This window comes from Paenibacillus sp. FSL H3-0286, assembly GCF_045040705.1.
GTDB classification, from domain to species: Bacteria; Bacillota; Bacilli; order Paenibacillales; family Paenibacillaceae; genus Paenibacillus_AQ; species Paenibacillus_AQ odorifer.
This window is the reverse complement of sequence record NZ_CP150285.1, coordinates 65,681-91,188: the sequence shown is the minus strand read 5'-3', so window position 1 is coordinate 91,188 and position 25,508 is coordinate 65,681. Positions and strand designations below refer to the sequence as shown.

Below are 25,508 nucleotides of genomic sequence, written 5' to 3'. Positions count from 1 at the left end.
GTGTTCTATAGATACTATTCAGTACGGTTACGCATATGTGGAAACAGCAATACATCGCGAATCGATGCAGAATTGGTAAGCAGCATGATCAAACGGTCTACGCCGATTCCCAGTCCGCCAGTAGGCGGCATACCATATTCCAGGGCGCGGATGAAATCATCATCCATCTCATGAGCTTCGTCATTACCTTGCTCTTTCTCCTGGATCTGTGCCTCAAAGCGTTGACGTTGGTCAATCGGATCATTCAATTCACTAAATGCATTAGCGTGCTCACGACCCACAATAAACAGCTCAAAACGATCGGTAAAGCGTGGATCCTCATCGTTTTTCTTCGCAAGTGGTGAAATTTCAACAGGGTGTCCCATTACAAAGGTTGGCTGAATTAGAGTTTCCTCTACAAATTGCTCGAAGAAAGCGTTAAGGATATGACCGAACGTCATATGTTTCTCAACAGGCACACGATGTTCTTTTGCCAAAGCTTGTGCTTCGTCATCTGTCATGTGAACGCTGAAATCAACACCGGTTACTTCTTTAACAGCATCAACCATAGTTACACGACGCCATCCTGGAGACAGATTTACCTCTTTGCCTTGGTAATCCAGCAGTTGTGTACCTAATACCTCTTGGGCAATATGTGCAATCATATTCTCCGTGAGATTCATGATGTCCTTGTAGTCGGCATATGCTTCGTACAACTCAATCATAGTGAACTCTGGATTATGACGAGTCGACATTCCCTCGTTACGGTAGACACGGCCGATTTCATACACTTTTTCCAAACCGCCAACGATAAGGCGTTTCAAGTGAAGCTCGATAGCAATCCGCATATACAGCTGCATTTCAAGTGTGTTGTGGTAAGTAATAAATGGACGCGCAGCTGCTCCACCGGCGATCGTATGAAGTGTAGGTGTTTCAACTTCAAGATAACCAAGTGAATCCAAATAACGACGCATCGATTGAATAATTCTTGAACGGGCAATAAAGGTCTGTTGAACTTCCGGATTAATAATCAAATCAACATAGCGCTGGCGATAACGCAGTTCTACATCTTTAAGACCATGATATTTTTCAGGAAGTGGCAGCAGGGATTTGGACAAGACTTCGAGATTATGCACTTTGATGGAGGTCTCGCCTGTTTTGGTTTTGAATACTGTTCCACGAACGCCGATAATATCTCCCAGATCGAGAACATTAAACGCCGTGTATTGAGTTTCAGGAATGCTGTCTTGACGAACATAAAGCTGAATTCTTCCGCTAAGGTCCTGGATATGCGCAAAGCTGGCTTTACCCATAACGCGTTTTGCCATAATACGCCCAGCAATGCTCACTTCAACAGAAAGCTCGTCCAATTCCTCTTTGGAAAGTCCATCATACTTAGCTACGATATCGCCAGCGTTAGCTGTGCGCTCGTATTTTTTGCCAAAAGGATCAATACCAAGTCCTCTTAGCTCGTCCAGTTTGGCACGGCGGATCTGCAAAAGCTCACTAAGTTCGTTCTCTGCATTGTCCACATTGTTCATTTCCTCGGTCATGCGATTCATCCCCTTATAACTCAGTAATATCATATACACAAGAAGAAACGGCTCCGTCTCCATAGTTAGAGGACAGTCCCGTTCCACCTCAAAATATAAGCAGTTTGTTTTACCTATCGTTTCTGGATGATTTGAAAAAAGCTTCCCTAAGGAAGCTTTCCCAAACATGTTCCCTTATCTACCTATGTACAGTGAAATGACTAATACATATGGCAGCACATCTATTTACAGACATTAAGGTCTGTATATTACTTCATTCTGATATCGAGAATTTTATATTGAATAACTCCTGCAGGTGTAGAAACATCAACTACCGTACCTATTTTTTTTCCGATAATAGCTTTGCCTACCGGACTTTCGTTGGAAATCTTGTTATTCAGTGGATCAGATTCTGCTGTACCTACGATCGTATACTCCATAGTGTCCCCATATTCCAAATCCTCGACACTTACAGTAACACCAATACTTACTACGTCAGTAACGATCTCGTCGCTATTGATGATACGCGCGTTGCGAAGCATCTTCTCCAAAGTGAGAACGCGTCCTTCGATAAAAGCTTGCTCATTCTTCGCGTCTTCATACTCCGAGTTCTCACTGATATCTCCGTAGCCAATCGCTACCTTAATCCGTTCAGCAACCTCACGGCGTTTTACGGATTTGAGGGTCTCCAGCTCATCTTCCAGACGTTTTAGCCCGTCCGGCGTAAGGATGACTTCTTTATCGCTCATCTCAACCGATTCTCCTGTCGTATACAATTATTGAAAACACCATACTATATGCTAATCTAGAAGGATAAGAACCCTCCCTGCTGCATTGCTCTTACTGTAACGGCGATTTTATACTGTGAAATTATATTGGAACCGCTACAAAATGTCAATGACACCACATATAAAGTCAGATGTGTTCAAATATCAGCAGAAAAAAGGCGATTATACAGCAGAAGAAGACATTTCAATGCCCTTGCTCTCTTCTTCATGCTTTAATTGAACGACAAAATCATTCAATATCCTCACCATTCCATCGCGTTTTGTTTCTGTCATAAGGACATCCTTCACTCTAGCGGCAGCCTTCAAGCCTTTTAAATACCAAGCCATATGCTTACGCATCTCACGGACAGCTACAGCTTCTCCCTTAAGAGCTACCAGACGATCCATATGAAGAATAGCAACCTTAATCTTCTCATCCAAACCAGGTTCAGGCATAAGCTCGCCGGTGCTCAAATATTGAATGGTACGATACAACATCCAAGGATTACCGAGTGCTCCACGCCCGATCATTACACCATCGCAGCCAGTCTGATCCAACATAGCCCGAGCATCTTCAGGTGTATTAACATCCCCGTTGCCAATAACGGGAATGGAAACTGCTTCTTTTGCCATCTTGATGTAGTTCCAGTCCGCATGGCCTGTGTAAAGCTGCTCGCGGGTACGACCGTGTACGCTGACAGCCTTACCCCCGGCACGTTCAACCGCACGCGCATTATCTTCGACAAAAATATGCTCGCTATCCCAGCCAATCCGCATTTTCACGGTTACCGGTTTATCGACAACATCGACAACCGCAGAGACCATTTCATAGATTTTGTCGGGATTCAAAAGCCAGCGGGCTCCCGCATCACATTTAGTCACTTTTGGCACTGGGCATCCCATATTGATATCGATAATATCAGCATTGGTTTCTTTATCAACGACTTTAGCTGCTTGCACCAGTGATGCTCTATCCCCGCCAAAAATCTGCAAACTAAGCGGTTTCTCCCGTTCATCTACAAACAACATTTCGCGAGTACGTGTATTTCCGTGAATAATGGCCTTATCGCTTACCATTTCCGCACAGACCAGACCTGTACCAAATTCCTTAGCGATCAGACGAAAAGCCGGATTGCACACGCCAGCCATAGGTGCCAGAACAACCTGATTTTTCATCTCGATATCGCCAATCTTCAGCATTCGTATCACTTCCTGCCTTTTAATTCTTGGAATTATGAGTTGGGATCCACAAGCTCTTCTGTTGTAACCCCTAGAACATTCGCAATTTTATCTAAAATTTGATCTTCTAATCGTCTGTTACCCCTCTCGACTGCACCTAGCACAGCCAAGGAAATTCCGGCAAGATCCGCAAGATCCTGTTGAGTATACCCTTTTAGCTTACGGAATGCCCTGACCCTCCGTCCCAAACGCTTGTTGTCCACAACCGAATTCCTTCCTTCCCGTCTATGTCTTGAAGCGCTGCTGTAATCAGCTTGCGAAGTCCGGAAGATTGTTCATTCTGTGGAACGATGTCACTGAGCGGAAACAATACAAAAGCACGCTCTAACATGCGTGGATGCGGTAACGTTAAATGTGGTGTATCGAGCACCTGACCCTCAACCCACAACAAATCCAAATCTACCGTTCTCGGTCCATAGCGGATATCCCGGATACGACCCAGCTGCGTTTCAATCCCCAACATCACTTCCAGCAAGGACTCGGGCGCAAGTGTCGTTCGCAAAGCTGCTGCCATATTGAGAAACTGCGGCTGATCTAAATAACCTATTGGCTCTGTCTCGTAAACTTTGGAGCAGCGGACCACCGATATTTCATCATGAGCGTCCAGTCTGTTCAAAGCCTCTGACAGTGTGCCCTCGCGGTCACCCAAATTAGCCCCTAAAGCAATATAAGCCTCTGATTCTTCAGAGGTGGAATGTATATTCATGGACCTTGTTCTCACTTTCTAGTTCTGCGCAGCTCTACAGTCACTCCCTGAAAATGAATGTCGAAAGGCGGATGAGGTTTAGTTACCTTAACCGTTACTGCATTGATAACAGTATAAGTGTCCAGTACGGAGGATGCAATATATTCTGCCAAAGCTTCGATCAACTTAAAAGACTTTATTTCGACAATGTTTTTGACTAATTCATGAACTTCAGCATAATTCACAGTTTGACTCAAATCATCATTCAAGCCCGCACCCTGCAAATCAAGCTCTAGCTCTAAATCAATGTAAAAACGTTGTCCCAGCTTACGCTCTTCCTCAAATACACCGTGGTATCCGTAATATTCCATGCGATGCATTGTCATTTTATCCATGATTAATCCGCCCTTTTTCGTAAAATATAGCTATTCACGCACCACTGGAGGTGCAGCATACAACATCGCATCACACATCTTAACCGTTCGTTTAATTAGAGATACATCATGTACACGGACGATCTGGCAACCCTGAGCAATACCAAAAGCTACTGTAGCTGCGGTGCCTTCCACAACATCATCAGACGGCAAATCAAGTAACGTGCGGATGAATTTTTTGCGGGATGTCGCCAGTAACAACGGATAGCCTAACTCAGTCAACCCGTCTAAAAGCATCATTGCCTGCAGGTTTTCATTATAATCCTTAGCAAAGCCGATACCTGGATCCAATATGATATTGGCCGGCTTAACACCTGCGGCTAACGCAAGATCAATACTTTCCTTAAGATCAGCCGACATATCCGCACTCAGATTCGTATAATTACGGTCCTGCCGGTTATGCATCAAAATAATAGGACAGTCAGCAGCAGCGGCCACTGCCGCCATTTCCGGATCAGCCTTACAACCCCATATATCATTAATGATATGGGCACCCGCAGCCATAGCTTGGCGGGCTACTTCAGCTTTATAGGTATCGATGGATAACGGAAGATGAGGTGCCGCCTTATGAATACTCTCGATCACAGGCAATACACGGGCTAACTCCTCTTCAAGTCCCACCGGTTGATGACCAGGACGAGTAGATTCACCGCCGATATCAATAATATCAGCACCCTCTGCAGCCATACGCAGCGCATGCTCAACGGCTTTGTCCGGATGATCCCAAAGTCCTCCATCTGAAAAAGAATCAGGGGTAACATTAAGGATGCCCATAATCAATGTTCGATTTCCTAACTCCAAGTCTGTATTTCCACAACGGTATGTCCGCTTAAAGAGGACTGGTCTCATTTCGCAATCGCCGTCCTATCTCTATATAATGAAATCAAGCCAGCAGTAATTGTTCCACACTGGCCAGTACCTATAGTAAATCTTGCATCTCCGTGCCACACCCCGGTAACAGGAACAATTTCTTGTACGGAATTGGTAAGAAACACTTCATCAGCAGCTTTCAACTGCTCCCAGTGATATGTTCCTTCTTCAACACTAAGGCCTACACTAAGAGCCAGCTCCAGCACCATTTCCCGGGTAATTCCCGGAAGAATGCCTGTGGTGAGATCTGGGGTATAGAGCCTGTTGTTTTTAATAAAAAAGATGTTGCTGACAATGCCCTCCGCAATAAATTCTTCTGCCGTCAGCATTAGTCCTTCAGCACCATTTGCCGCAGAAGCATACCCTCTAAGCTCACGCTTAGCCAGAATGTTATTCATATAATGCAGCGACTTGAATCGCACCGTTCCCTCAGGAGTATTACGCCGCAAGGACAACAGCTGCAGCTCTTTGCCTTCACTGTAAAGATTATCTGATACTTTCGGCAGCGCTTTGATGTACAACAAATGATTGGGCTTTTGATAATCACCAGCAGGTAATCCGAGAATATCCTCACCGGCTGTTACGGTATAGCGTATATAAGCTTCTTTTAATTCATTTTTGTCCATAACGCGCTTAATCCAGTCAAGTAGATGTGCCGCTTCTGCCTCAAATGGAATGCCCAGTTCCTTGCACCCCTCTGCCATACGCTTCAAATGACGCTCCAGCAAAAAGGGAACTCCCCCATAGGTCCGAAAGGTTTCGAACAAGCCAATGCCGTACAAAAAGCCGTGATCCAAGGCAGAAACCACGGCTTCTCGGGCGTCAATGACACCATTGTTAAATCCTATATATTTCATGCCGTTTCTCCGGCTCTCCGTTTCAAGAAGTTACGCAGCATCGTATGACCATGATCCGTAATAATAGATTCCGGGTGGAACTGTACACCTTCAATAGGGTATTCTTTATGGCGCAATGCCATAATCTCCCCTTCTTCAGTCTCAGCCGTAATTTCCAAGCAATCTGGGAGACTCTCCCGCTCTACAATCAGTGAATGATATCGGGTAGCTGTAAAAGGAGACTCCAGACCTTCAAAAATTGAGGTCCCGTTATGGTAAATAGGCGATGTCTTCCCATGCATCAAACGCTCAGCACGGATGACATTGCCACCAAATGCTTGTCCAATCGCTTGATGTCCAAGGCATACGCCGAAGATCGGAATGATCCCCTTGAAATGATGCAACAATTCCAGACTAATTCCCGCTTCATTTGGTGTACATGGGCCTGGTGAAATTAGAATATGGTCAGGTGCCAGCTTTTCAATCTCTTCGATGGTAATTTCATCATTGCGGTGCACTTTAACCTCTTCCCCAAGCTCACCTAAATACTGTACGAGGTTATACGTAAAGGAATCATAATTATCGATGACCAAGATCACAGTGCTACTCCCCCTTCGGCTTCGCTGGTAGCTGGCAATTCCTGCTGCAGTTCACTACAGAGTACTGCCTTCACTACCGCTTTGGCTTTATTATGGCATTCACGGTATTCACGGTAGGGATCGGAATCGATCACTATGCCGGCACCTGTCTGAATATATCCGACCCCGTCTTTTACAGCCAGCGTTCTTATAATAATATTTAATTCCATATTGCCGTTATAGTCAATAAAACCCATCGAACCTGTATAGGGTCCACGTCGAACCGGCTCCAGTTCTTCGATAATCTCCATTGTCCTTACCTTGGGAGCCCCTGTGATGGTTCCCCCCGGGAATAAAGCTGCGATAACCGCATAAGCGTCTTTATCCGGCGCAATCTGGCCCTCTACCTGCGAAACGAGATGCATCACATGAGAGTAGCGCTCCACCGTCATCAGCTCCGGCACGCTGACGGAACCGTATGCAGCGACACGTCCGATGTCGTTGCGTTCCAGATCGACAAGCATGATATGCTCGGCGATCTCTTTTTCGCTCCCGCGAAGCTCCGCCTCCATGGCGGCATCCTCCGCGGGAGTGAGTCCCCGGCGCCGGGTGCCGGCGATTGGCCGGGCGCTCACTTTGTCACCGTGCAGCTTGACGAGCAGCTCCGGTGAAGCGCTGGACAGCGCGAAGCCGGGCGACCGCAAGAGCCCCATGTACGGGGACGGGTTGAGCTTGCGCAGCCACTCGTAAACATCCTCCGGCGAGGACTTCAGCTGCGCCTCCTGGCGCAGCGAGAGGTTCACTTGGAATACATCGCCTTGGCGGATGTATTCCTGAACGTCCAGCACTGCTTGCTGAAACTTCTCAGGCGAGAAAGCCGAAGCCATGCCCGGCCACTCTCCTGATGAAACTGTAAGGGCCTCAATGCTGCCCACAGCCTCATCATCCAATCCTGCAGCTGAAGATATCAGCTGCCACTGCTCTACCATTTGTCCAGCCTGTTCTATACTGCCAAGATAGAGATTTTGCAGATCCTCCAGCCCACAGTCTGCTGGAACTGGAACGTGAACAGCACAATACAGCACATGCTCTTCGTGATCATAAATCCATATCTCGTCAAACCTCATAAAAAGATAATCAGGAAAACCAGGATCATCTTGGGCAAGAGACGGCAATCGTTCCAAAGAACGAACCACATCATAACCAAGGAATCCAATACATCCACCAGAGAAAGGAGGAACATCTTCATCCTTTAACTTAGGCGACGTAAAATCCGACATCCATTGCTGCAGTAGGTCCAGCGGTTGTCCATGCAGTGTTGTTGCCTCAGGTATCCTCTCCTCGTCCACTGATGCTGATTCCAAAGATTCAGTAGGGAAGCTAAATACTTCCGCGTTATCCTCCTTGCCTTTCAATATCGAAACAGGATTCAAGCCCAAGTACGTATAACGGCCACCCTTACCACTCTCTAAAACTACAGAATACTGGGAAGCTAACTCCCAGGCTTGCTCCCAGGACGCGGGTAATTCGTTGGTGCACCGGGGGGATTTTATAATCAAGGGAAACATGCTCCAGTCTTCAGCAGCCCATTGTTCCCACTCGTTCCAGGTTGTTATGATTTCCAAAGCCATCCTCCTAAAAGTTTTATGAAGCCATTACTTCGTAGACATCACTTCGCAATAAAACTCGCTTCGTAAGCATTTGCTTAGTTTTGTCCAATCGTCAGTAGTATATTGCCTGTCAGTATACTGTACTTAAGGCATGATTGAAAAGCCCTCAGCGATAGGAAATTATTATGATTTTTTCGTTTTCTGCAAAAACCAGAGCTTTTTTCAACAATAATAAAATCACCACGTCTGGTCCTTCATATATGAACAGAACCAAATGCCTTTTAAATCAACGAAAAGAGTCTCCATCACCACCAAAAAAGTGGTATGAAGACTCTTATAGATTTACGTTATTGCAAACAATTACGCTTCGAAATTGTAAAGTGGTGTGCTCAGGTAACGTTCGCCGTTACTTGGGATAATGACTACTACTTTTTTGCCAGGGCCTAAATCTTTAGCTACTTTAAGAGCGGCAAATACAGCAGCACCTGAAGAAATACCAGACAAGACGCCTTCTTCTTTAGCTACACGACGTGCAGTTTCGAAAGCTTCATCATTCTCAACGTGGATGATTTCATCATAGATATCTTGGTTCAAAATCTCAGGGATGAAGTTAGCTCCGATACCCTGGATTTTGTGAGGGCCTGGTTTGCCTCCAGCCAAGATTGGGGAAGCAGCAGGCTCTACAGCATAGATCTTAATATCAGGATATTGGCTTTTCAGCACTTCACCCGCACCAGTGATCGTTCCGCCTGTTCCGATACCTGCAATAAAAGCATCCAAAGGACCGCCGATGGATTCAATAGCGTCAATAATTTCAGGTCCAGTAGTCTCACGGTGAATCTTCACGTTCGCTTTATTCTTGAATTGCTCGGATGGGAAATAGCTTGGGTTCTCTTTCAGAATTTCGTCTGCTTTCTTAACCGCACCATTCATACCTTCCGATCCTGGGGTCAGCACCAATTCCGCTCCATATGCGCGAAGGAGATTACGGCGCTCCAAGCTCATTGTTTCCGGCATTACGATAACTGCTTTATAACCTTTAGCAGCAGCTACAAGTGCCAGGCCGATACCAGTGTTACCACTAGTAGCTTCTACAATCGTACCTCCCGGTTTCAGTAGACCTTCACGCTCAGCTTCTTCCACGATGCTGATTGCAATCCGGTCTTTTACGCTTGATCCCGGGTTCTGATATTCCAATTTCAAATAAATATCTGCGGAGCCTTCCTGTGCCAGACGATTCAAACGAACGAGCGGAGTACCTCCGATCAATTCTGTTACGTTGTTAACGACTTTAGCCATGAGCAAAAACCTCCTTAGAATGATAAATGCGATATAAGAACGTAAATTATGACTTTATGCTTCTGTGTATGGAGTTTAAATTGTTGACCACCGTCAGTTATTTCCGACTAAAACGGTAGGGTTTACGTTAATATCATATTATCAATCTTGCAGGCTGTTGTCAATATTTATTGATACCTCATATTTATTGCGTAAATCGCTTTCCACCTGCTGCAAGGGAGGGGCTTGCTCCAAAGCCAGCTCTTGACGTACAAGCGCCCGAATTTCTTTCTGATCCGGCATTTCTGGAGAGTGAATACTCTCCAAGCGGATAATGGCGAAGTCTTCCCCTGTCTCGATTGGACCGGCTATATCACCCACATCCAATCCAGCGGCAGTCTTTAACATTCCCTCTGGCCAAAAAGGGTCATCTTCCTCTACTTTGCCTAAGCTGCCTCCGTGCTGCCGACTCTCATCATCAATAGACACTTCCCTAGCCAAATCAGCGAAATCCTCACCCTGTTCCAAGCGATCCATTACCTGCTGGCCTTCCTCATAGGATGAGACCTTGATCATAGAAAGCTGCATTTCCTTTTTTGGAATGAAGCGCTCGGCATTTTGCTCTAAATAAGCATCTATATCGGCATCACTGATTGTAATGCCCACCGTGGCTATCGCTTGTAAGGACAGACGATAAGCTGTCTCTGCGAACACTTCCTGACGAGATAATCCGAGCTGAGATTGCATTTGAGCATAATATTGCGCTTCTGATTCGTACCCAACTATAGTGCGTGCCAGTTCCTGCTTAACCTCATCGTCTGTCACGGTAATTCCTAATGCCTTAGCTTCCATGTTCACGACAATATGGTTAAGCATACTGATTAACACTTCTTCTCCATGCTTTTTTTTGAGCTCATCCATCCACTGCTGATCCGTTATCGGTTGTCCGCCTGCAGTCGCTACATCCGGTGATTCATTGTCTGTTGTATCTCCTTTAAGAAGGGCCATGGCGCGCAAACTCCAGAATAATAGACCCCCGAGCATTAAAGTTGCAACAGCTAGAATAATAACCGTATTGCGAAGTGCACGTTCCTGTCTCGTCATCATCCCAATACCCTACGAATTCGCTTGTTCTAAAATGACCTGTAAATCGTCCTTATTGAAAACATAAGCCTCATTGCAAAAATGGCATACGACTTCAGCCTGTTCATCTTCTGCAATTAATCTCTCCAGTTCATCCCGTCCTAAGCTAACCAATGTCTGCTCTACCCGCTCACGCGAACACTGACAAGCAAAGTTAATATCCAGTTCATCCATAACCACTGCATCCGGCAACAGGTAGCGCAGCATTTCTTCTGGCTCCAGCCCCTGATCGAGAAGCGCTGTTACAGAAGGCATCGCCCCTACAGCTTTTTCAATCTCTGTGATCTCCGCATCAGTCAGACCAGGAAGAAGCTGAACAATAAATCCTCCAGCCACAATTACTGACTCATCGGTATCTACCAGTACACCTAGACCGACCGCAGCTGGAGTTTGCTCAGAAACCGCAAAATAATAGGTAAAATCATCGCCAAGCTCCCCGGAGATAATAGGAATACTACCTCTGTACGGCTCTTTCATACCTAAATCTTTTATAACATCAATGAACCCTTCAGTTCCCACCGCTCCAGCTACATCCAGCTTCCCCATGCTATTGCTCGGTAAATGAATGTGAGGATTATGCACATAACCACGCACTTCTCCCAATGCATTGGATTCTGCAACGATTTGTCCGATCGGTCCATTCCCTTTAACCATAATACTCAGCTTCTCACTACCCTTGAGCATAGCGCCCATCATGGCTGCAGCGGTAACTGTACGTCCCATTGCGGCTGTAGCCGTTGGATACGTATCGTGTCTGCGTCTCAGTTCTTCAACCAATTCAGTTGTGCGGACAGCAAACGCTCTCACTTTACCATTAAGAGCCGTGCCGCGGATTAGTCGATCCTTCTTTTTTTCCATTGGGTGCATAGCCCTCCTATCTCTTCGCCTTTTAGGCTTCTTTATCTTTATTGGTTACGATCGTAAATAATTCTTAATCCTTCTAGCGTTAACATAGGATTTACTTCATCGATACAGTCCGTTTCACCCGCAATTAGGGAGGCGAGGCCTCCGGTCGAAATAACCTTCAGTTCGGGAGCGTTCATCTCGACTTTAATTCGTTTAACAATGCCCTCAACCTGACCCGCATAGCCAAAAATAATCCCGGCCTGCATCGCGTGCACCGTATTACGCCCGATGACCTTTTTAGGCTTCTCCAATTCAATTCGCGGCAGCTTAGATGCCCGCTGGTATAATGCCTCCGTTGAAATGCCTAGACCGGGGACAATCGCGCCACCAAGATAATTAGCACCTGCATCAATGCAATCAAAAGTCGTAGCCGTACCAAAATCAACAACGACAAGTGGACATTTGTATTGTTCAATCGCAGCAACTGCATTAACAATCCGGTCTGCGCCAATTTCACGCGGATTCTCATAACGTAAGTTAAGCCCCGTCTTAATTCCTGGTCCAACAATCAATGGGTCTTTCCCTATATATTTAATACACATATCCTCAATAGTCTTAACTAGTGGCGGAACAACCGAAGATATAATTACACCTTCAACGTCTTTGACAGATATACCTGACATGTGAAAAAGATTGTGTATCATTACTCCATATTCATCCACGGTCGATTGACGCGCAGTACTTAGCCGAAAATGATGCAGCAATTCGCGTTTTCTATATACACCGAGAACAATATTGGTATTACCGATATCGACAGCAAGCATCATGACAAAGGCCCTTCCTTCTTGGCATTAAGGTCTAGACTGATATCCAGACTGGAGAAGGAGTACGTAAGGCGCCCGACAGAAATCACATCCACACCCGTTTCAGCAATCCCGCGTAAGGTTTCTAACGATACATTGCCAGAAGCCTCTGTCTTAACATGCGGAGCTTTCGATTTAATCCTAGCCACGGCTTGCTTCATCATATTGTTAGACATGTTATCGAGCATTATAATATCAGCACCTGCTGCCAGCGCCTCTTCGACTTGCTCTAAATTCTCGGTCTCCACTTCGATGCTCATCGTATGCGGGATGTTCTTCCGGGCACGACCTACAGCCTGCCGAATACCACCTGCGCCTTTGATATGATTATCCTTGATCATAACTGCATCATATAACCCAAAACGGTGATTAAAGCCTCCACCAATACGAACAGCATATTTCTCCAGCATCCGGTGACCTGGTGTTGTCTTACGTGTGTCCACTAGACGAGTCGGTAATCCCTCCAGCACCTGCACGAAAGAAGCTGTACGTGATGCCACACCCGAAAGACGCTGCATCAAGTTAAGCGCAAGCCGCTCACCTGTTAGAATCGCATGTGTGCTGCCCTCAACCTCAATAATTACTGTCCCTTTAGTTACAGCTTGGCCTTCTTCGACAAGGGCTGTAAAACTAAGTGCCGGATCCACAATTTCAAAGACCAGCTCTGCAATTGGAATGCCACAAATTATACCGTCTTCCTTGGCATGAATAATCCCTTTGGACTCATGGCCCACTGGAATCGTCATCTGCGTGGTTACATCTCCGGAACCAACATCTTCCCGCAACCAAGCCTTGATGGATTGTACTAGCTCTTCATTGTAACCATTAAACATCATCGCTTAATTCCTCCACTATTCCCAGTTCGCGAATTTGAAGCAGGTGCTTACGCCACTGATCATCATCCCGCTGCGGATAATCCTCACGGTAATGCGCCCCACGGCTCTCTTCCCGTGCCAGAGCAGACTCTGTCACAAGCAAACAGCAGGTCAGCATATTAGCAAATTCATATTCCTCACGTTTGGACAATGCTGATCCAAAGATTGGCAGCTGTCGTTTTAATTCATCTAGTCCTTTAAGTAACATCTCTTCGTTACGACGTAGTCCGGCATATCGAACCATTACCTTCTGTAGCTTCAAACGACGTTCCACAATAGCTTGAGTTGGCGAATCTACACGTCCCTCGTTACTGTTAACCGATAAAACATCACGGTCCAGCGGGGAAAGCTCATGAATCCGATCAATAATACGCTGTCCGAATACAATGGCCTCAGATAATGAATTACTAGCTAAACGGTTAGCGCCATGCAGGCCTGTGGAGGAAACCTCTCCGCAAGCAAACAGACGTGGGATGGTGCTCTCTCCATTCAGATCGGTCTTAATCCCCCCCATCATATAATGCGCAGCGGGAGCCACTGGAATCCAATCACTTGTAATATCCAGTCCATAGCCCATACATGTCTCATATATTGTGGGAAACCGATGCTTCACCATCTCTGGAGATTCATGTGTAATATCCAAATAAACGAACGTTGATTTAGTATGTTCCATTTCACTTACAATAGCTCGTGCTACAATATCCCGCGGAGCCAGCTCAAGCAGGTCATGATAACGTTCCATGAACCGTTCTCCATTAATATTGCGCAAGACTGCTCCTTCCCCACGCACAGCTTCGGAGATTAAAAATCTAGGAGCTCCCGGGTAACTAAGTGCTGTAGGATGAAATTGAATAAATTCCATATCTCGTATATGAGCCCCAGCGCGATAGGCGATTGCTACTCCATCTCCTGTAGCTACTTCTGGGTTGGTAGTGTATCGATATAATTGTCCTGCTCCACCAGAGCACAGAATGGTCGCATCCCCTTGCAGGAACAACCTTCCACCACCGGGCCGTTGCAATAATGCGCCTACACATTCTCCACCTACAGTGATGAGATCGATAACATAATGATCATCCCAGACCTCAATATTCTCATGTTCGGCTACCTGTTCCGCCAATGCACGAACAATCTCATAACCTGTAGCATCCCCATTAGCATGTAAAATACGGCGATGGCTATGCGCACCTTCCTGAGTCAAAGCCAGTACCCCATCTTCCTTATCAAACAGAGTTCCTAAGCGAATTAACTCATGAACGCCTTCCGGCCCTTCATTAACAAGTGCATCGACAGCTGTTGAGGAGCAAAGACCTGCTCCGGCCATTAAGGTATCCTGCCGGTGGTAAGCAGGGGAATCATCCTCAGCTATAACAGCTGCGATCCCCCCCTGTGCATAGCGAGTATTACTTTCCATTACTGATTTCTTTGTGATCATTATGACACGCCGATCTTCACTGGCTTTAATAGCTGTGAATAACCCGGCAATCCCTGAACCAATAACAATACAATCTGTCTTTACCGTAGGAATATCCCGAAGATCAAAATCAACCAAATATTGTGGAATCATGACCGCTTTTCACCTGTTTCAACGAAAGAGTAGCGCATGCTACCGGACTTGTAGCATGCGCTCTAGGGATGTTCTGGCTTTGTCGGCGACAGCAGGCGGTACATAGATTTGTGGCTTCATCGTCTCCAGGCATTTCACCAGTTTTTTTAGATTATTAACTTTCATATTAGGACAAACAAGAAATTTGGTAGCAAAATGGAATTCTTTATCTGGACTATCCTTACGAAGCTGATATCCGGTACCATCTTCCGTTCCAACGATAAATTGCTTACGATCCGATTTCCGGCAATACTCCAGAATTGATGTAGTGCTGCCTACATAGTCACCCATGGCGACTACTTCAGGACGACACTCTGGATGAACTACAAATTCCGCATCTGGATATTTTGCTCTCATTTCTACTACATCTTTGACGGTCAACATGTCGTGAGTGTTGCAATAGCCTTCCCAAATAATCAGCTTCTTGCCCGTCTGATCTTGTACATATTGACCAAGATTCTTATCTGGGACCCAAATAATCTCTTCGGCGTCAAGGGATTCGATTACTTTCACAGCATTAGCAGAGGTACAACAAATATCGGTTTCTGCTTTAATCTCGGCGGACGAGTTGATATAAGTGACTACTTTAGCATTTGGATGTTGAGCTTTTAGCTTACGCAAACCGTCTACATTGACCATATCTGCCATTGGACAGCCTGCACGTTCATCAGGAATAAGGACGGTTTTGTTCGGGGCTAGAATTTTTGCACTTTCCCCCATGAAATGAACACCGCAGAATACAATAACTTCTGCATCTGTCTCTGCAGCCTTCTGAGCGAGTAAAAAAGAGTCGCCCCGGAAATCGGCAACCTCCTGAATTTCATCACGTTGATAATAATGAGCTAAAATGATTGCGTTTCGTTCCTTTTTAAGCTGTTCAAGACGTATACGAAGTTCTCGATTCTGTTCCTGCTTGCGCTCAAGCGCCAGAGCTTCCACCGATTGTTCTCCCCCTTAAATCCTCGCGGCTTTTCGCCGACATGATGTTATCAAATGGCATGCGCCATCATGGTGAAAAAATGAACATGCTGATATAAATAGTAAGTAATATTAATCACTAATGTACACAACGTTCCAGCCCCTGTCAATGTAACTGGACAGGCTTTAAGGCATAGAATCCCTTAAAAATTAAAATAAAAAATCCGGAGAACAGTTACGTTCTCCGGATAAATTTACATCATATGAATGGTGGACCCAATTAGGTAAGGCTAGTGCCCCCACCTTTATTGTCATCGTCAGAACCGTCATTACCCTCAGAATCAGGGTTATTCGGGATATCCTTCGATAGGTCAGGAAGTGTGGACTGTTCATCCTCAGGCTTGCCTTGAATGCGAACTCGCACATCACCGATATTGTCGATGACAGGCTCGCCAACTTCATGGGCAACACCTTCGCCACCCTCTGGTTTACCATCCTCGGAAAGGAATCCTTGTTCAATCAGTTGTGTGATCTGATCAAGCTCAAGTGTTTCTTTCTCAAGTAATGTATTGGCAATCAAGTGCATTTCTTTGGAGTGTTTGATCAACAGATCTTTACAACGTTCGTAACTCGAAGTAATAAAGTTCTGCATTTCCTGATCAATCTCATAAGCAATGGAGTCACTGTAATTCTGTTCATGCCCAATATCACGACCCAAGAATACTTGACCTTGAGAAGATCCGAACTGCATAGGTCCAAGCTTATCGCTCATACCGTACTCCATAATCATGGCACGCACGATGCGCGTAGCCTGTTGGAAGTCACTGTATGCACCCGTACCGATCTCACCAATAAACAATTCTTCAGCAACACGTCCACCAAGTAATCCAGTAACCTTATCCAAAAGCTCCTGCTTGGTAACGATCATCCGATCTTCCTTCGGAAGCATAATAACATATCCGCCTGCACGTCCGCGTGGGATAATAGTAACTTTATGCACCATATCGGCGTGCTCAAGGAAGTAACCTGCAATAGTATGGCCTGCTTCATGATAAGCTACAATACGTTTCTCGCGGTCACTGATCACACGGCTGCGTTTCTCAGTACCTACGATAACACGGTCAATAGCTTCATCCACTTCAATCATGGAAATATCTTTACGGTTACGACGTGCAGCTAGCAAAGCTGCCTCATTCAGCAGATTCTCCAGATCAGCACCTGTGAATCCGGTTGTGCGTTTAGCAACAACATCCAGTCTTACATCTTTCGTAAGCGGTTTGTTACGAGCGTGAACCTTAAGTACAGCTTCACGGCCTTTCACATCAGGACGGTCAACCGTAATTTGACGGTCAAAACGTCCTGGACGAAGCAATGCCGGATCAAGTATATCAGCGCGGTTAGTCGCCGCTACAATAATAATGCCTTCGTTACCACCGAATCCATCCATCTCAACCAGCAATTGGTTAAGCGTCTGTTCACGCTCGTCATGTCCGCCACCAAGACCGGCGCCACGCTGACGACCCACAGCATCAATTTCATCAATGAAGATAATACATGGAGCATTCTTCTTAGCATTCTCGAACAAATCACGTACCCGAGAAGCACCGACACCCACGAACATTTCCACAAAGTCAGAACCGGAAATACTAAAGAAAGGAACGCCAGCTTCACCTGCTACCGCACGGGCAAGCAATGTTTTACCTGTTCCCGGAGGACCTACAAGCAATACGCCCTTAGGAATACGTGCGCCAACAGCTGCAAATTTGCGTGGATCTTTTAGGAACTCAACGACTTCGACAAGCTCTTGCTTCTCTTCGTCCGCCCCTGCAACATCCTCAAAGCTGATTTTCTTCTTCTCCTCATTATATAACCGAGCCTTGCTCTTGCCGAAATTCATGACTTTACCGCCGCCACCTTGCGCCTGGTTAAACAGGAAGAAGAACAAGATGAACATAATTACCAGCGGGATAATTGAAGAAAGGAATGTCAGCCAAATGCTGGTACCTTCCATTTTCTTCTGAGTTAATTCAATCCCATTAACATCACTGGCTTGAATCAGTTCATTGATAGCGGCATCTGTAGGAGGAATATATGTGGAGAAGCTTTTCGATTTAGTATCGGCAGGCAGCTCTCTATACTCGCCTGTGACCAGAAAGGCATTACCCTCAAACTGAACCGTCAAATCCTTCACATTGTTGTTCTTGATCTCCTGCCGTAACTCGTCGTATCTAGGGAAATCGGCGGCTTCATTTCCATTGCTCACAAACTGGACAATACCCACCACGACTAAAAATAAAATCAAATAAAAACCAGAATTCCGGATGAACCGATTCATCCCCTACCTCCTCTCACAACACTCAAGTTATTGTACCATAGCCTCTTGGGACACCTCAAATAAAGGAAGTTGTGGGTATCCGATCCGTATGATCGAGGCAGTCCTTAGTTCAATTGGAATAAATCTCAGGTTTCAGTACTCCAACATATGGGAGGTTCCGATACCGCTCGGCATAATCCAATCCGTAGCCTACTACAAATTCGTCAGGTAACACGAAGCCTGTGTAGCTGGCTTCAAGATTAACAGTGCGGCCTGATGGTTTATCAAACAAGGTAACCACAGAGATAGTAGCAGCATTCCGGTTGCGGAGCAACTCAATTAAATAGCTGAGTGTAAGACCACTGTCAATAATATCTTCAACGATCAAGATATCGCGGCCTTCTACCGATACATCCAAATCCTTAATAATTTTGACTACTCCAGAGGACTTGGTGGATGCTCCATAGCTGGACACTGCCATGAAATCCATCTCAACAGGTACTGTAATGGCTTTAACCAAATCTGCCATAAATATAAACGCACCTTTTAGTACACAAATTACTAAAGGGGTACGACCTGCGTATTCTTCGCTCAGTGTTCGACCGAGTTCCTTAATTTTCTGCTGAAGTTCCTCTTCGGTGATCAATACTTCTTGAATATCGTTTTGCAACTTGCGAAACCTCCTAAGTTATACTATGAAAGACTTACTTCGACCATTACGTGACTTCGTGGTCATCCAGCTCTGCCAGAGACAATAGAAGTACGGAGGTCGTGTGCCGCCCTACTGCGGCATGCATCGAGCGTCTTACGCCCGGAATCCAGACGATATTGCCCAAACCATCACAAACGAGGGGAATCAATGACCGTTCGGAAGCAGGTATTTTATCATCAATATAAATATCTTTTACCTTTTTGCTTCCGTTTAATCCCATGATCCTTATGGTATCTCCAGGCAATCGGGATCGTATCGTCAGTGGAAAGACCAGTTCATCACGGTCAAACCAAGCCGACATCTTCCCATAATCCTCCCCCTGTACAAAAAAGTTTTCTCTCTCCAGTACCGCCATCGACATCACCTTACCTATTTCCTCCAGTTTAAGCTCAGAGTCCGGTAAAAACAGACGATATGTATAGCTTGCCTGTGGCGTCGTGGGCTTGGACGAGAACAAGATACTATCATATTGCCGCACACAAGTCAGGCCTCCACCCAAATCCAAGCTCCAGGTGGTGGGATAGCTCTGCAGCGTTCCCCGACGTACAGCTTCAATCTTGGGGAAATCAAGGGCAGATAAATCCGCCGACAGATAATTTAATATTAGTTTAATCAAACGCCGTTGTAAAGCGGAGGGTATGGCAGCAAATGAAGCTCTGTTAAAGGTGTATTTCCCATCCCCTTCCGAAACTAGCTCTTCAAAGCATTTTGCCGCAGAAGCTTCCATATACTCATCTTCAGCTCCCGCAATTTCCGCAAGCTGTACGAGGGATTGCCTCACTCTGCCATTATACTTTTCCAGAAAAGGAAGAACTTCCAAACGAATGGCATTCCGCTTGTATTTCGTCAGCAGATTGGTGGCATCCTCAGCATAAGTGAAACCTTCATTTTGGCATAACCCTAAAAGTGCTGTTTTGTTAATACGTAGGAATGGGCGAATGAGTTCCACCTTTTTTTCTGTTCTTTTCCACTTGATACCCGACAGTCCAGATAAGCCACTTCCGCGTAATAGACGCATAATTACAGTTTCTGCCTGATCATCAGCATGATGAGCCAGAGCAACAGAACGCGCCCCATATCGGTGAGCCGTATCAATCAGAAATTCGTACCGCTTCTCACGTGCAGTACCCTCAGGACCAAGTCCACTCTCTTTAGCCAAGGAGGGAATATCGAATTCCGCAAACTCAAAGGGCAGTCCCAGTTCTTCAGCCATACCACGTACGAGCTCTGCCTCTTCCTTTGACTCCGGCCTAAATCCATGATTCACATGAGCACATATTAAGGTAAGCGGTATAAATTTTAAAGATATTTCATGTAAAACATGCAAAAGAGCCACAGAATCCGGGCCGCCGGAAACTGCGACTACAATGGTGTCATGGGGCGCCCACAGCTCATGCTCGGCTGCTGACTCCAATACAGACTCCACCAGTCCATTCATTTGCTCCATATGCGCCCCCCTCTCTCTCCAACTATATGTATGAGTTCAAAAACGGAATACCCAATAAATCGTAAAGGCGAGCAAAAACAAAGACAATGCGAATGCATTTTTTAACCACCGGGGGGTGTCCATACTATCCGGGCGCTTTCTGCGCGAGTTATAAATATGGTTTCGCCAGACCTCAGTAGCATCCGCAGAGCCTGAGAACCCCCCTTTTAACGCCATACAAATCCAGGAGGATAGTTTCTTATTGGGTAAATTTCTAGCCAGCTTAAATAATTCGTCCACACTTCTCGTCTGCGGCAGCTGTAAGGCTGCCTTTTTGAGCCCTTCTTCATTGAGCAAACGAAGACACAGCACAGCAAATGCGAAAAGATCGTAACCCTCATCGCTGATTCGACTGCCCGCATTCCAGAAACCACGATCATGCCATTCGGTAAACTGCTTCACGCTACGACCAATAGGGCTTGTGCCCCCAAAGTCGATCAGTTCCACTTCACCGTATTTAGATACCATGACGTTCTCGGGCTTCAAATCACCGAACACAAATCCACATTCATGCAGTGTGCGCAGCTTTTCAAGCAGACCAAGACCTACCAGGCCTAACCAATCGGGACCGTTTTTCGATAAAAAATGATGCAGCGGTTTGCCTTCAACATACCTCATCACATAGAAGGGGATATTATCCCCATTCGCAAAATCATCCGCTTCCAAAAAATAAGAAGACAATGGATTCTCACGACGAGCCCGATGTTCATTCCGCTTTCGTCGCGATTGCAGCGAGGTCAGTACATTGATCTCCGATTGAAGTTCAAGTGTATCGTATCCGATTTTTAGCGCGTACCTTTCCCGTCTGCCTTCTCTTTGCACAAGATATACGGTTCCGTTCGCGCCCCTTCCCAGCATCCGCTCAACGACATAACGGTTACCCCGCCATTTGCCGTTAATTAAGGTACCAGTAGGATAGGACGGATTAGACGACATACCCACCAATCATCCCTTCTCTTTCGTCGTGGTCATCGCTTAGTCGGCGTCCACGATGTTCATCCAGTGTATCATAACGATAATGTTCAAGCACCTTGAAAATAGCTGGGCCAGTCGGTGTTGCGCCTCTCATGTGTAATTTAGAGAATAGCGTACGAATACCTGACATGTCATGCGTCCAATCCAGGTCAAGCTTGGCATCTTCACTGCTGTTATTTCCGGGAAAATGAAACACAGCGATCTCACTCTTGCCTTCCCGTGCTTCTAAACTGAGTGCCAAATCGCGGATTGCATCTTCCACAGCACCCAGTTTAGGCTTCATACTGGCACTGGCATCGATAAGAAGTGCAATGCGCAGCGGCGTTGTTTCTGTCAGTTCATCTACAACTGTAACAACCTGTGAACGTTGAACAGGAGGCAGCTGATCCAGTGAGCCGTCGCCTAGTATCTTTTTTACCTCTTTATTAACCGCCTGCTGGATCGTCTGAACCACGGTCTTGCGTGTCATCATCTGAATCGTCTGCGCCAGTTGTGGTGTTCCGACTATTCGGCTAAGGCCTCCCCCGGCCTTGGCAATGTCGGCAATCTCCCGGCTGCCGATTTCACCGATCGTACCATAATCAACTACACCGACCACATTTACGGTGATTCCCTCCTGCAGGGCATGCGCCGCTGCCAACACCGGACTTTCTCCTACATTCGAACAACCGTCAGTAATGAGCATAATTTGCTTCATAACCCTCAACTCCCCCTTTGTTTGAACCTCTGTTTCTAGCATATCCAGAAATGAGAGATTTCAAACGGTCGATATTAAGTGGGGGAATTTCGATCAAATAGGGGGGGGAGTGAATAGTGGAACTGCGAGAAATGTTTGGGCTTTCGATCGCTGTTGTCCTCAGATTCCTTGATTAGAACCGCCTCACGCGGTTGGAATCCGAGGACAAAGGCGAACGCTCCGCTTCTACAGCTCCAAACTTTCTCTCCGTTCCATACCTTCACTAGTAAACAGTTTAGATCTACAGATTCCGCCCCAAGTCAACCGACCATTGAAACGAGAATAGTAGAGGCCGGCGAGTTACACATCACGGACTCGCCTCGACTGCCTCCATTAGCACGACGCCTTACGCGTGCTACAAACTCACAAGCAACACGACGCTTCGCGCGTGCCCCCAAGCAGCACGATATCTTGCACGTGCTTTAAACTATACAAGCAACACGGTGCTTCGCGCGTGCCTCCCCAAGCAGCACGATATCTTGCACGTGCCTTAAACTATACAAGCAATACGACGCTTCGCGCGTACCCAACATTAAAACCTACTAAACCTAAAATAACTAACTTACCGTACGCGGACGCTCCATACGGCCGATGCCCGGCATATGCAGGCTGGACCATTCCGGATGGAAATGATCAAGACGGCTGACGACAATAGTCATGTCATCAAGGATCTCATTGCCCTGATAACGGATCACTTTCTCCAACAGGCTGTCCGCTAAATCCTGAGGATCATCACCCTCAAGCTCTTGGATCATCCGCTTCATCCATATCTCCTTATTAACGGCATATCCAGGCGCATCATAAATACCATCGGTCATCATAATTAAAATATCGCCGGGGCGAAGCTGCATACTGATTAAATCCACATCAATATCTTTAATGATTCCTATCGGCAGATTGCTAGAGGTTATTGGAATGACCTCACTCCCCCTCCGGATGAAGCTTGGTGCTGAAGCAATCTTCATAAACGTTGTCTGCGCAGAATATTGATCGATTAAAGCCATGTCCACAGTAGCATAGAATTCATCAGGGGAGCGTAATAAAAGAATTGAGTTGACCGACTTTACAGCCAGCTTTTCATCCATACCGGATTGCAGCAGCTTTTCTAACATGCCGAGTGCGGCACTGCTCTCCATCCTTGCCCGTTCACCATTCCCCATACCATCACTAATGGATACTGCAAAAGTGCCATTTCCAAGCTCTACGGTGCTGAAGCTATCGCCAGACAGCATATCCCCACCTTTTGAAACAACTGCCACACCCGTGTTTACCTCAAAGGCTTTGGCTGAACCAAAGGTAACCATCGAGAGTCCTTCCCGGGGATGAACCGCCGTCTCACTCATGACAGCAATATTCTCATCCAGAATGTCGGAGAGGAGTGGGGCAATCATTTTACGGCATTCATCAAAACCGCGATTATAAGCGTGCACTACTTCTATTTCTACGCGTCCTGGGTCCAGACTTAAAATTTCAATGCCATGAATAGACAGTCCCAATTTCTCAAGAGCCTCGCGGATTTGCGCTTCCTGCCGATACATGGCCTGTCCTTCACGCTTAATTTCCTTGGCCAAGTCTTCCATAACCTGTGACACGCCTGACAGCTGCTCGGCAACAAATTGGCGACTATCGTATATTTGTCTTTTCCACCGCATATCATGTTGGTAGAGATCATATTGTCCCTTCATGACCTCAAGCACTTCTCCGGTTTTGCCACAAATACGGCTCCATTCCGGTGGCAGCTGAGCAGCCGTAATATCAGGGCATTCCTCAACAGTTGTCATCATATCTGTCATGTATCTATATGTCTGATAGAATTTTGCATCCCAGCAGTGGGTACGGCGAATGCATCCAGCGCAGGCGCCTTCTGTGACCGTATTCATAAAATCTTCCATTTCACGATCCGATTTGCCCACTTCTCCGGCACGTGGAATCTGATTAAAGCTACTGGAGAGCTGTTGGAATACCTGTGAGAATTGAGTGACCCGTTCTGCAGTCAGATCCCTGACCCTGCGGGCATATTCATGTTGAGATCGGCTATGATCTGACGTGCCCGGTACATATTTTGCAATCGCCGATATCATCGCCTTAGGCGTTATTAGAAACAGCACTATTGCTGCGCAGGTCTCCCATGTTGAGGCCATCATATCACCCGGACCCGTAAAATAGACGGAAAGGATCGTTGATCCTAGCAACATGCCAATAGATACCGCACCCTTTCGCCCACCCTGCATCATTCCCGCTAGCATTCCGGAAAAAGCAAGCAGACTCATCTGATAGATAGCACTGATATCGGCCAGGCTGAGGATCAACCCCGTCACCACCCCAACAGCTGCACCGAGGGGAGCGCCCCCCGCCATGGCAAAGAGCAGAATTAAATAACGAGACAATATATGCTCTAATGACCAACCATTAAGGGTCCAGCCCACAAGGCCTGTCATTACGGAGGCTAACAGAATAATAAGGCATAAAACCTCCTCGTTCCTCAGCGATCTGCTCTTTTGTTTGTAAGTTAGTAGAGGAAGTGCCTGAATGAACACAAGGGTAAGAACAAACCCAAGTAAAGCATCCAGAGTTGTCATCATAAAGGGGTACCAGGAAAGAGACGGTCCGAGAACAATCTTGAACAGGCCAACCATAAACGAGGATACGAATACCATAAGGGGTGCATAAGACAAATCTATTCGTTCGAAACTTTCAAGCCCTCTATAAACAAGAAAAAAGATAATCAGTTCGGCCGTAGTAACCAAGGCACCCGGAAACGGAGTGAAGAGACTTCCAGCTATAATAGCACCTGCTACAGGTAACATAGAGTCTCGACGCATAAACACAATGACGGCAAAATATGCGACAGCAAAAGGGGACAGCTCGTCCAGAATCATAGCTCTTCCTAGCAGAAACCCCATAAAGCTTAACAGAAGCATCCACTTCTTCGCTGTTATAAGCTGAATATAACGCTGCTTCTGACCCCAAGCTATAATACGCGTGCCTAAGGCTTGTCTCTGCTTCTTATCTTCGCTTCCCACTCTTGTCCACTCTGGCAAATTCACCACATTGCTTTTACTCATTTCCCTACACCACCCGTTTAAGAATTTATGGTTCTCATTATATAGCGGGTCATTTGAGAAAGTTTGTCAGAAATGGAGGGACAGTCATAAGAAATTTCCGACAAAAAAGCCTTTGTTCATTATTCCTAAAAAAATAGATCGATCCCTTGCGGCGCAGTAGG

23 protein-coding genes are annotated in these 25,508 nt (G+C 46.1%); all 23 read right to left on the bottom strand.

Going from position 1 to position 25,508, the window contains the following annotated elements:
* Positions 1-14 precede the first annotated feature (14 nt).
* The gene (gene lysS / locus MHB37_RS00425) at positions 15-1,532 is read right to left on the bottom strand and encodes a lysine--tRNA ligase (RefSeq protein WP_076277918.1); all 1,518 of its coding nucleotides are present in this window, start codon (positions 1,530-1,532) and stop codon (positions 15-17) included.
* A gap of 248 nt (positions 1,533-1,780) precedes the next feature.
* Positions 1,781-2,260, bottom strand: coding sequence for a transcription elongation factor GreA (gene greA, locus MHB37_RS00420; protein ID WP_036678719.1), 480 nt, complete (start codon positions 2,258-2,260; stop codon positions 1,781-1,783).
* Between the two features lie 201 nt (positions 2,261-2,461).
* Complete coding sequence (gene dusB / locus MHB37_RS00415) at positions 2,462-3,478, bottom strand: tRNA dihydrouridine synthase DusB (RefSeq protein WP_076130084.1); 1,017 nt, start codon at positions 3,476-3,478, stop codon at positions 2,462-2,464.
* Between the two features lie 32 nt (positions 3,479-3,510).
* A complete protein-coding gene (locus MHB37_RS00410; protein ID WP_076099929.1) occupies positions 3,511-3,720 on the bottom strand; it encodes a helix-turn-helix domain-containing protein in 210 nt (69 codons plus the stop codon).
* Positions 3,672-4,223: a 2-amino-4-hydroxy-6-hydroxymethyldihydropteridine diphosphokinase gene (gene folK, locus MHB37_RS00405; protein ID WP_405168840.1), complete on the bottom strand. Its 552-nt coding sequence runs from the start codon at positions 4,221-4,223 to the stop codon at positions 3,672-3,674. Before folK ends, MHB37_RS00410 begins: the two co-directional genes overlap by 49 nt.
* A gap of 11 nt (positions 4,224-4,234) precedes the next feature.
* Positions 4,235-4,597, bottom strand: a complete 363-nt coding sequence (gene folB, locus MHB37_RS00400; RefSeq protein ID WP_036678726.1) for a dihydroneopterin aldolase — start codon at positions 4,595-4,597, stop codon at positions 4,235-4,237.
* A gap of 30 nt (positions 4,598-4,627) precedes the next feature.
* Positions 4,628-5,485 carry a dihydropteroate synthase gene (folP, locus tag MHB37_RS00395; protein WP_405168839.1) on the bottom strand — a complete coding sequence of 286 codons (858 nt, stop codon included), beginning with the start codon at positions 5,483-5,485 and terminating at the stop codon, positions 4,628-4,630.
* On the bottom strand, positions 5,482-6,363 hold the full coding sequence (locus MHB37_RS00390) for an aminotransferase class IV (protein WP_339281540.1): 882 nt from the start codon (positions 6,361-6,363) through the stop codon (positions 5,482-5,484). Before MHB37_RS00390 ends, folP begins: the two co-directional genes overlap by 4 nt.
* Complete coding sequence (gene pabA, locus MHB37_RS00385; protein WP_405168838.1) at positions 6,360-6,941, bottom strand: aminodeoxychorismate/anthranilate synthase component II; 582 nt, start codon at positions 6,939-6,941, stop codon at positions 6,360-6,362. The genes MHB37_RS00390 and pabA overlap by 4 nt, the downstream gene beginning before the upstream one ends.
* On the bottom strand, positions 6,938-8,551 hold the full coding sequence (locus tag MHB37_RS00380; protein WP_405168837.1) for an anthranilate synthase component I family protein: 1,614 nt from the start codon (positions 8,549-8,551) through the stop codon (positions 6,938-6,940). Before MHB37_RS00380 ends, pabA begins: the two co-directional genes overlap by 4 nt.
* A gap of 339 nt (positions 8,552-8,890) precedes the next feature.
* Positions 8,891-9,829 carry a cysteine synthase A gene (gene cysK, locus MHB37_RS00375; RefSeq protein WP_036678737.1) on the bottom strand — a complete coding sequence of 313 codons (939 nt, stop codon included), beginning with the start codon at positions 9,827-9,829 and terminating at the stop codon, positions 8,891-8,893.
* 141 nt (positions 9,830-9,970) lie between these two features.
* Positions 9,971-10,915, bottom strand: coding sequence for a peptidylprolyl isomerase (locus MHB37_RS00370; RefSeq protein ID WP_081390648.1), 945 nt, complete (start codon positions 10,913-10,915; stop codon positions 9,971-9,973).
* 9 nt (positions 10,916-10,924) lie between these two features.
* A complete protein-coding gene (gene hslO / locus MHB37_RS00365; RefSeq protein ID WP_036678742.1) occupies positions 10,925-11,809 on the bottom strand; it encodes an Hsp33 family molecular chaperone HslO in 885 nt (294 codons plus the stop codon).
* A 47-nt stretch (positions 11,810-11,856) separates the two neighbouring features.
* The gene (locus MHB37_RS00360; RefSeq protein WP_036678745.1) at positions 11,857-12,624 is read right to left on the bottom strand and encodes a type III pantothenate kinase; all 768 of its coding nucleotides are present in this window, start codon (positions 12,622-12,624) and stop codon (positions 11,857-11,859) included.
* Entirely contained in the window at positions 12,621-13,496 is an 876-nt protein-coding gene (gene nadC, locus MHB37_RS00355) for a carboxylating nicotinate-nucleotide diphosphorylase (RefSeq protein ID WP_076186819.1), read from the bottom strand. Before nadC ends, MHB37_RS00360 begins: the two co-directional genes overlap by 4 nt.
* Positions 13,486-15,102: an L-aspartate oxidase gene (nadB, locus tag MHB37_RS00350; RefSeq protein ID WP_405168836.1), complete on the bottom strand. Its 1,617-nt coding sequence runs from the start codon at positions 15,100-15,102 to the stop codon at positions 13,486-13,488. Before nadB ends, nadC begins: the two co-directional genes overlap by 11 nt.
* Before the next feature lie 39 nt (positions 15,103-15,141).
* A complete protein-coding gene (gene nadA / locus MHB37_RS00345) occupies positions 15,142-16,080 on the bottom strand; it encodes a quinolinate synthase NadA (RefSeq protein WP_036678753.1) in 939 nt (312 codons plus the stop codon).
* A gap of 259 nt (positions 16,081-16,339) precedes the next feature.
* Positions 16,340-18,394, bottom strand: a complete 2,055-nt coding sequence (ftsH, locus tag MHB37_RS00340; protein WP_038568034.1) for an ATP-dependent zinc metalloprotease FtsH — start codon at positions 18,392-18,394, stop codon at positions 16,340-16,342.
* 109 nt (positions 18,395-18,503) lie between these two features.
* Positions 18,504-19,043, bottom strand: a complete 540-nt coding sequence (gene hpt / locus MHB37_RS00335; RefSeq protein WP_036678757.1) for a hypoxanthine phosphoribosyltransferase — start codon at positions 19,041-19,043, stop codon at positions 18,504-18,506.
* 46 nt (positions 19,044-19,089) lie between these two features.
* Complete coding sequence (gene tilS, locus MHB37_RS00330) at positions 19,090-20,532, bottom strand: tRNA lysidine(34) synthetase TilS (protein WP_076130077.1); 1,443 nt, start codon at positions 20,530-20,532, stop codon at positions 19,090-19,092.
* Between the two features lie 36 nt (positions 20,533-20,568).
* Positions 20,569-21,507, bottom strand: a complete 939-nt coding sequence (locus MHB37_RS00325) for a protein kinase domain-containing protein (protein ID WP_036678862.1) — start codon at positions 21,505-21,507, stop codon at positions 20,569-20,571.
* On the bottom strand, positions 21,497-22,243 hold the full coding sequence (locus tag MHB37_RS00320) for a VWA domain-containing protein (protein WP_038568031.1): 747 nt from the start codon (positions 22,241-22,243) through the stop codon (positions 21,497-21,499). The genes MHB37_RS00325 and MHB37_RS00320 overlap by 11 nt, the downstream gene beginning before the upstream one ends.
* Positions 22,244-22,839: 596 nt before the next feature.
* Positions 22,840-25,347, bottom strand: a complete 2,508-nt coding sequence (spoIIE, locus tag MHB37_RS00315) for a stage II sporulation protein E (RefSeq protein ID WP_405168835.1) — start codon at positions 25,345-25,347, stop codon at positions 22,840-22,842.
* Positions 25,348-25,508 lie beyond the last annotated feature (161 nt).

Excerpts from the sequence above, each read along its gene's own strand:
- folB (WP_036678726.1), bottom strand. The coding sequence starts at position 4,597 with ATGGATAAAATGACAATGCATCGCATGGAATATTACGGATACCACGGT.
- ftsH (WP_038568034.1), bottom strand. The coding sequence starts at position 18,394 with ATGAATCGGTTCATCCGGAATTCTGGTTTTTATTTGATTTTATTTTTA.
- greA (WP_036678719.1), bottom strand. The coding sequence starts at position 2,260 with ATGAGCGATAAAGAAGTCATCCTTACGCCGGACGGGCTAAAACGTCTG.
- lysS (WP_076277918.1), bottom strand. The coding sequence starts at position 1,532 with ATGACCGAGGAAATGAACAATGTGGACAATGCAGAGAACGAACTTAGT.
- spoIIE (WP_405168835.1), bottom strand. The coding sequence starts at position 25,347 with ATGAGTAAAAGCAATGTGGTGAATTTGCCAGAGTGGACAAGAGTGGGA.
- tilS (WP_076130077.1), bottom strand. The coding sequence starts at position 20,532 with ATGGAGCAAATGAATGGACTGGTGGAGTCTGTATTGGAGTCAGCAGCC.
- MHB37_RS00370 (WP_081390648.1), bottom strand. The coding sequence starts at position 10,915 with ATGATGACGAGACAGGAACGTGCACTTCGCAATACGGTTATTATTCTA.
- hslO (WP_036678742.1), bottom strand. The coding sequence starts at position 11,809 with ATGGAAAAAAAGAAGGATCGACTAATCCGCGGCACGGCTCTTAATGGT.
- nadC (WP_076186819.1), bottom strand. The coding sequence starts at position 13,496 with ATGATGTTTAATGGTTACAATGAAGAGCTAGTACAATCCATCAAGGCT.
- MHB37_RS00390 (WP_339281540.1), bottom strand. The coding sequence starts at position 6,363 with ATGAAATATATAGGATTTAACAATGGTGTCATTGACGCCCGAGAAGCC.
- cysK (WP_036678737.1), bottom strand. The coding sequence starts at position 9,829 with ATGGCTAAAGTCGTTAACAACGTAACAGAATTGATCGGAGGTACTCCG.
- MHB37_RS00325 (WP_036678862.1), bottom strand. The coding sequence starts at position 21,507 with ATGTCGTCTAATCCGTCCTATCCTACTGGTACCTTAATTAACGGCAAA.
- MHB37_RS00380 (WP_405168837.1), bottom strand. The coding sequence starts at position 8,551 with ATGGCTTTGGAAATCATAACAACCTGGAACGAGTGGGAACAATGGGCT.
- nadB (WP_405168836.1), bottom strand. The coding sequence starts at position 15,102 with ATGATTCCACAATATTTGGTTGATTTTGATCTTCGGGATATTCCTACG.
- MHB37_RS00360 (WP_036678745.1), bottom strand. The coding sequence starts at position 12,624 with ATGATGCTTGCTGTCGATATCGGTAATACCAATATTGTTCTCGGTGTA.
- MHB37_RS00320 (WP_038568031.1), bottom strand. The coding sequence starts at position 22,243 with ATGAAGCAAATTATGCTCATTACTGACGGTTGTTCGAATGTAGGAGAA.
- dusB (WP_076130084.1), bottom strand. The coding sequence starts at position 3,478 with ATGCTGAAGATTGGCGATATCGAGATGAAAAATCAGGTTGTTCTGGCA.
- folK (WP_405168840.1), bottom strand. The coding sequence starts at position 4,223 with ATGAATATACATTCCACCTCTGAAGAATCAGAGGCTTATATTGCTTTA.
- folP (WP_405168839.1), bottom strand. The coding sequence starts at position 5,485 with ATGAGACCAGTCCTCTTTAAGCGGACATACCGTTGTGGAAATACAGAC.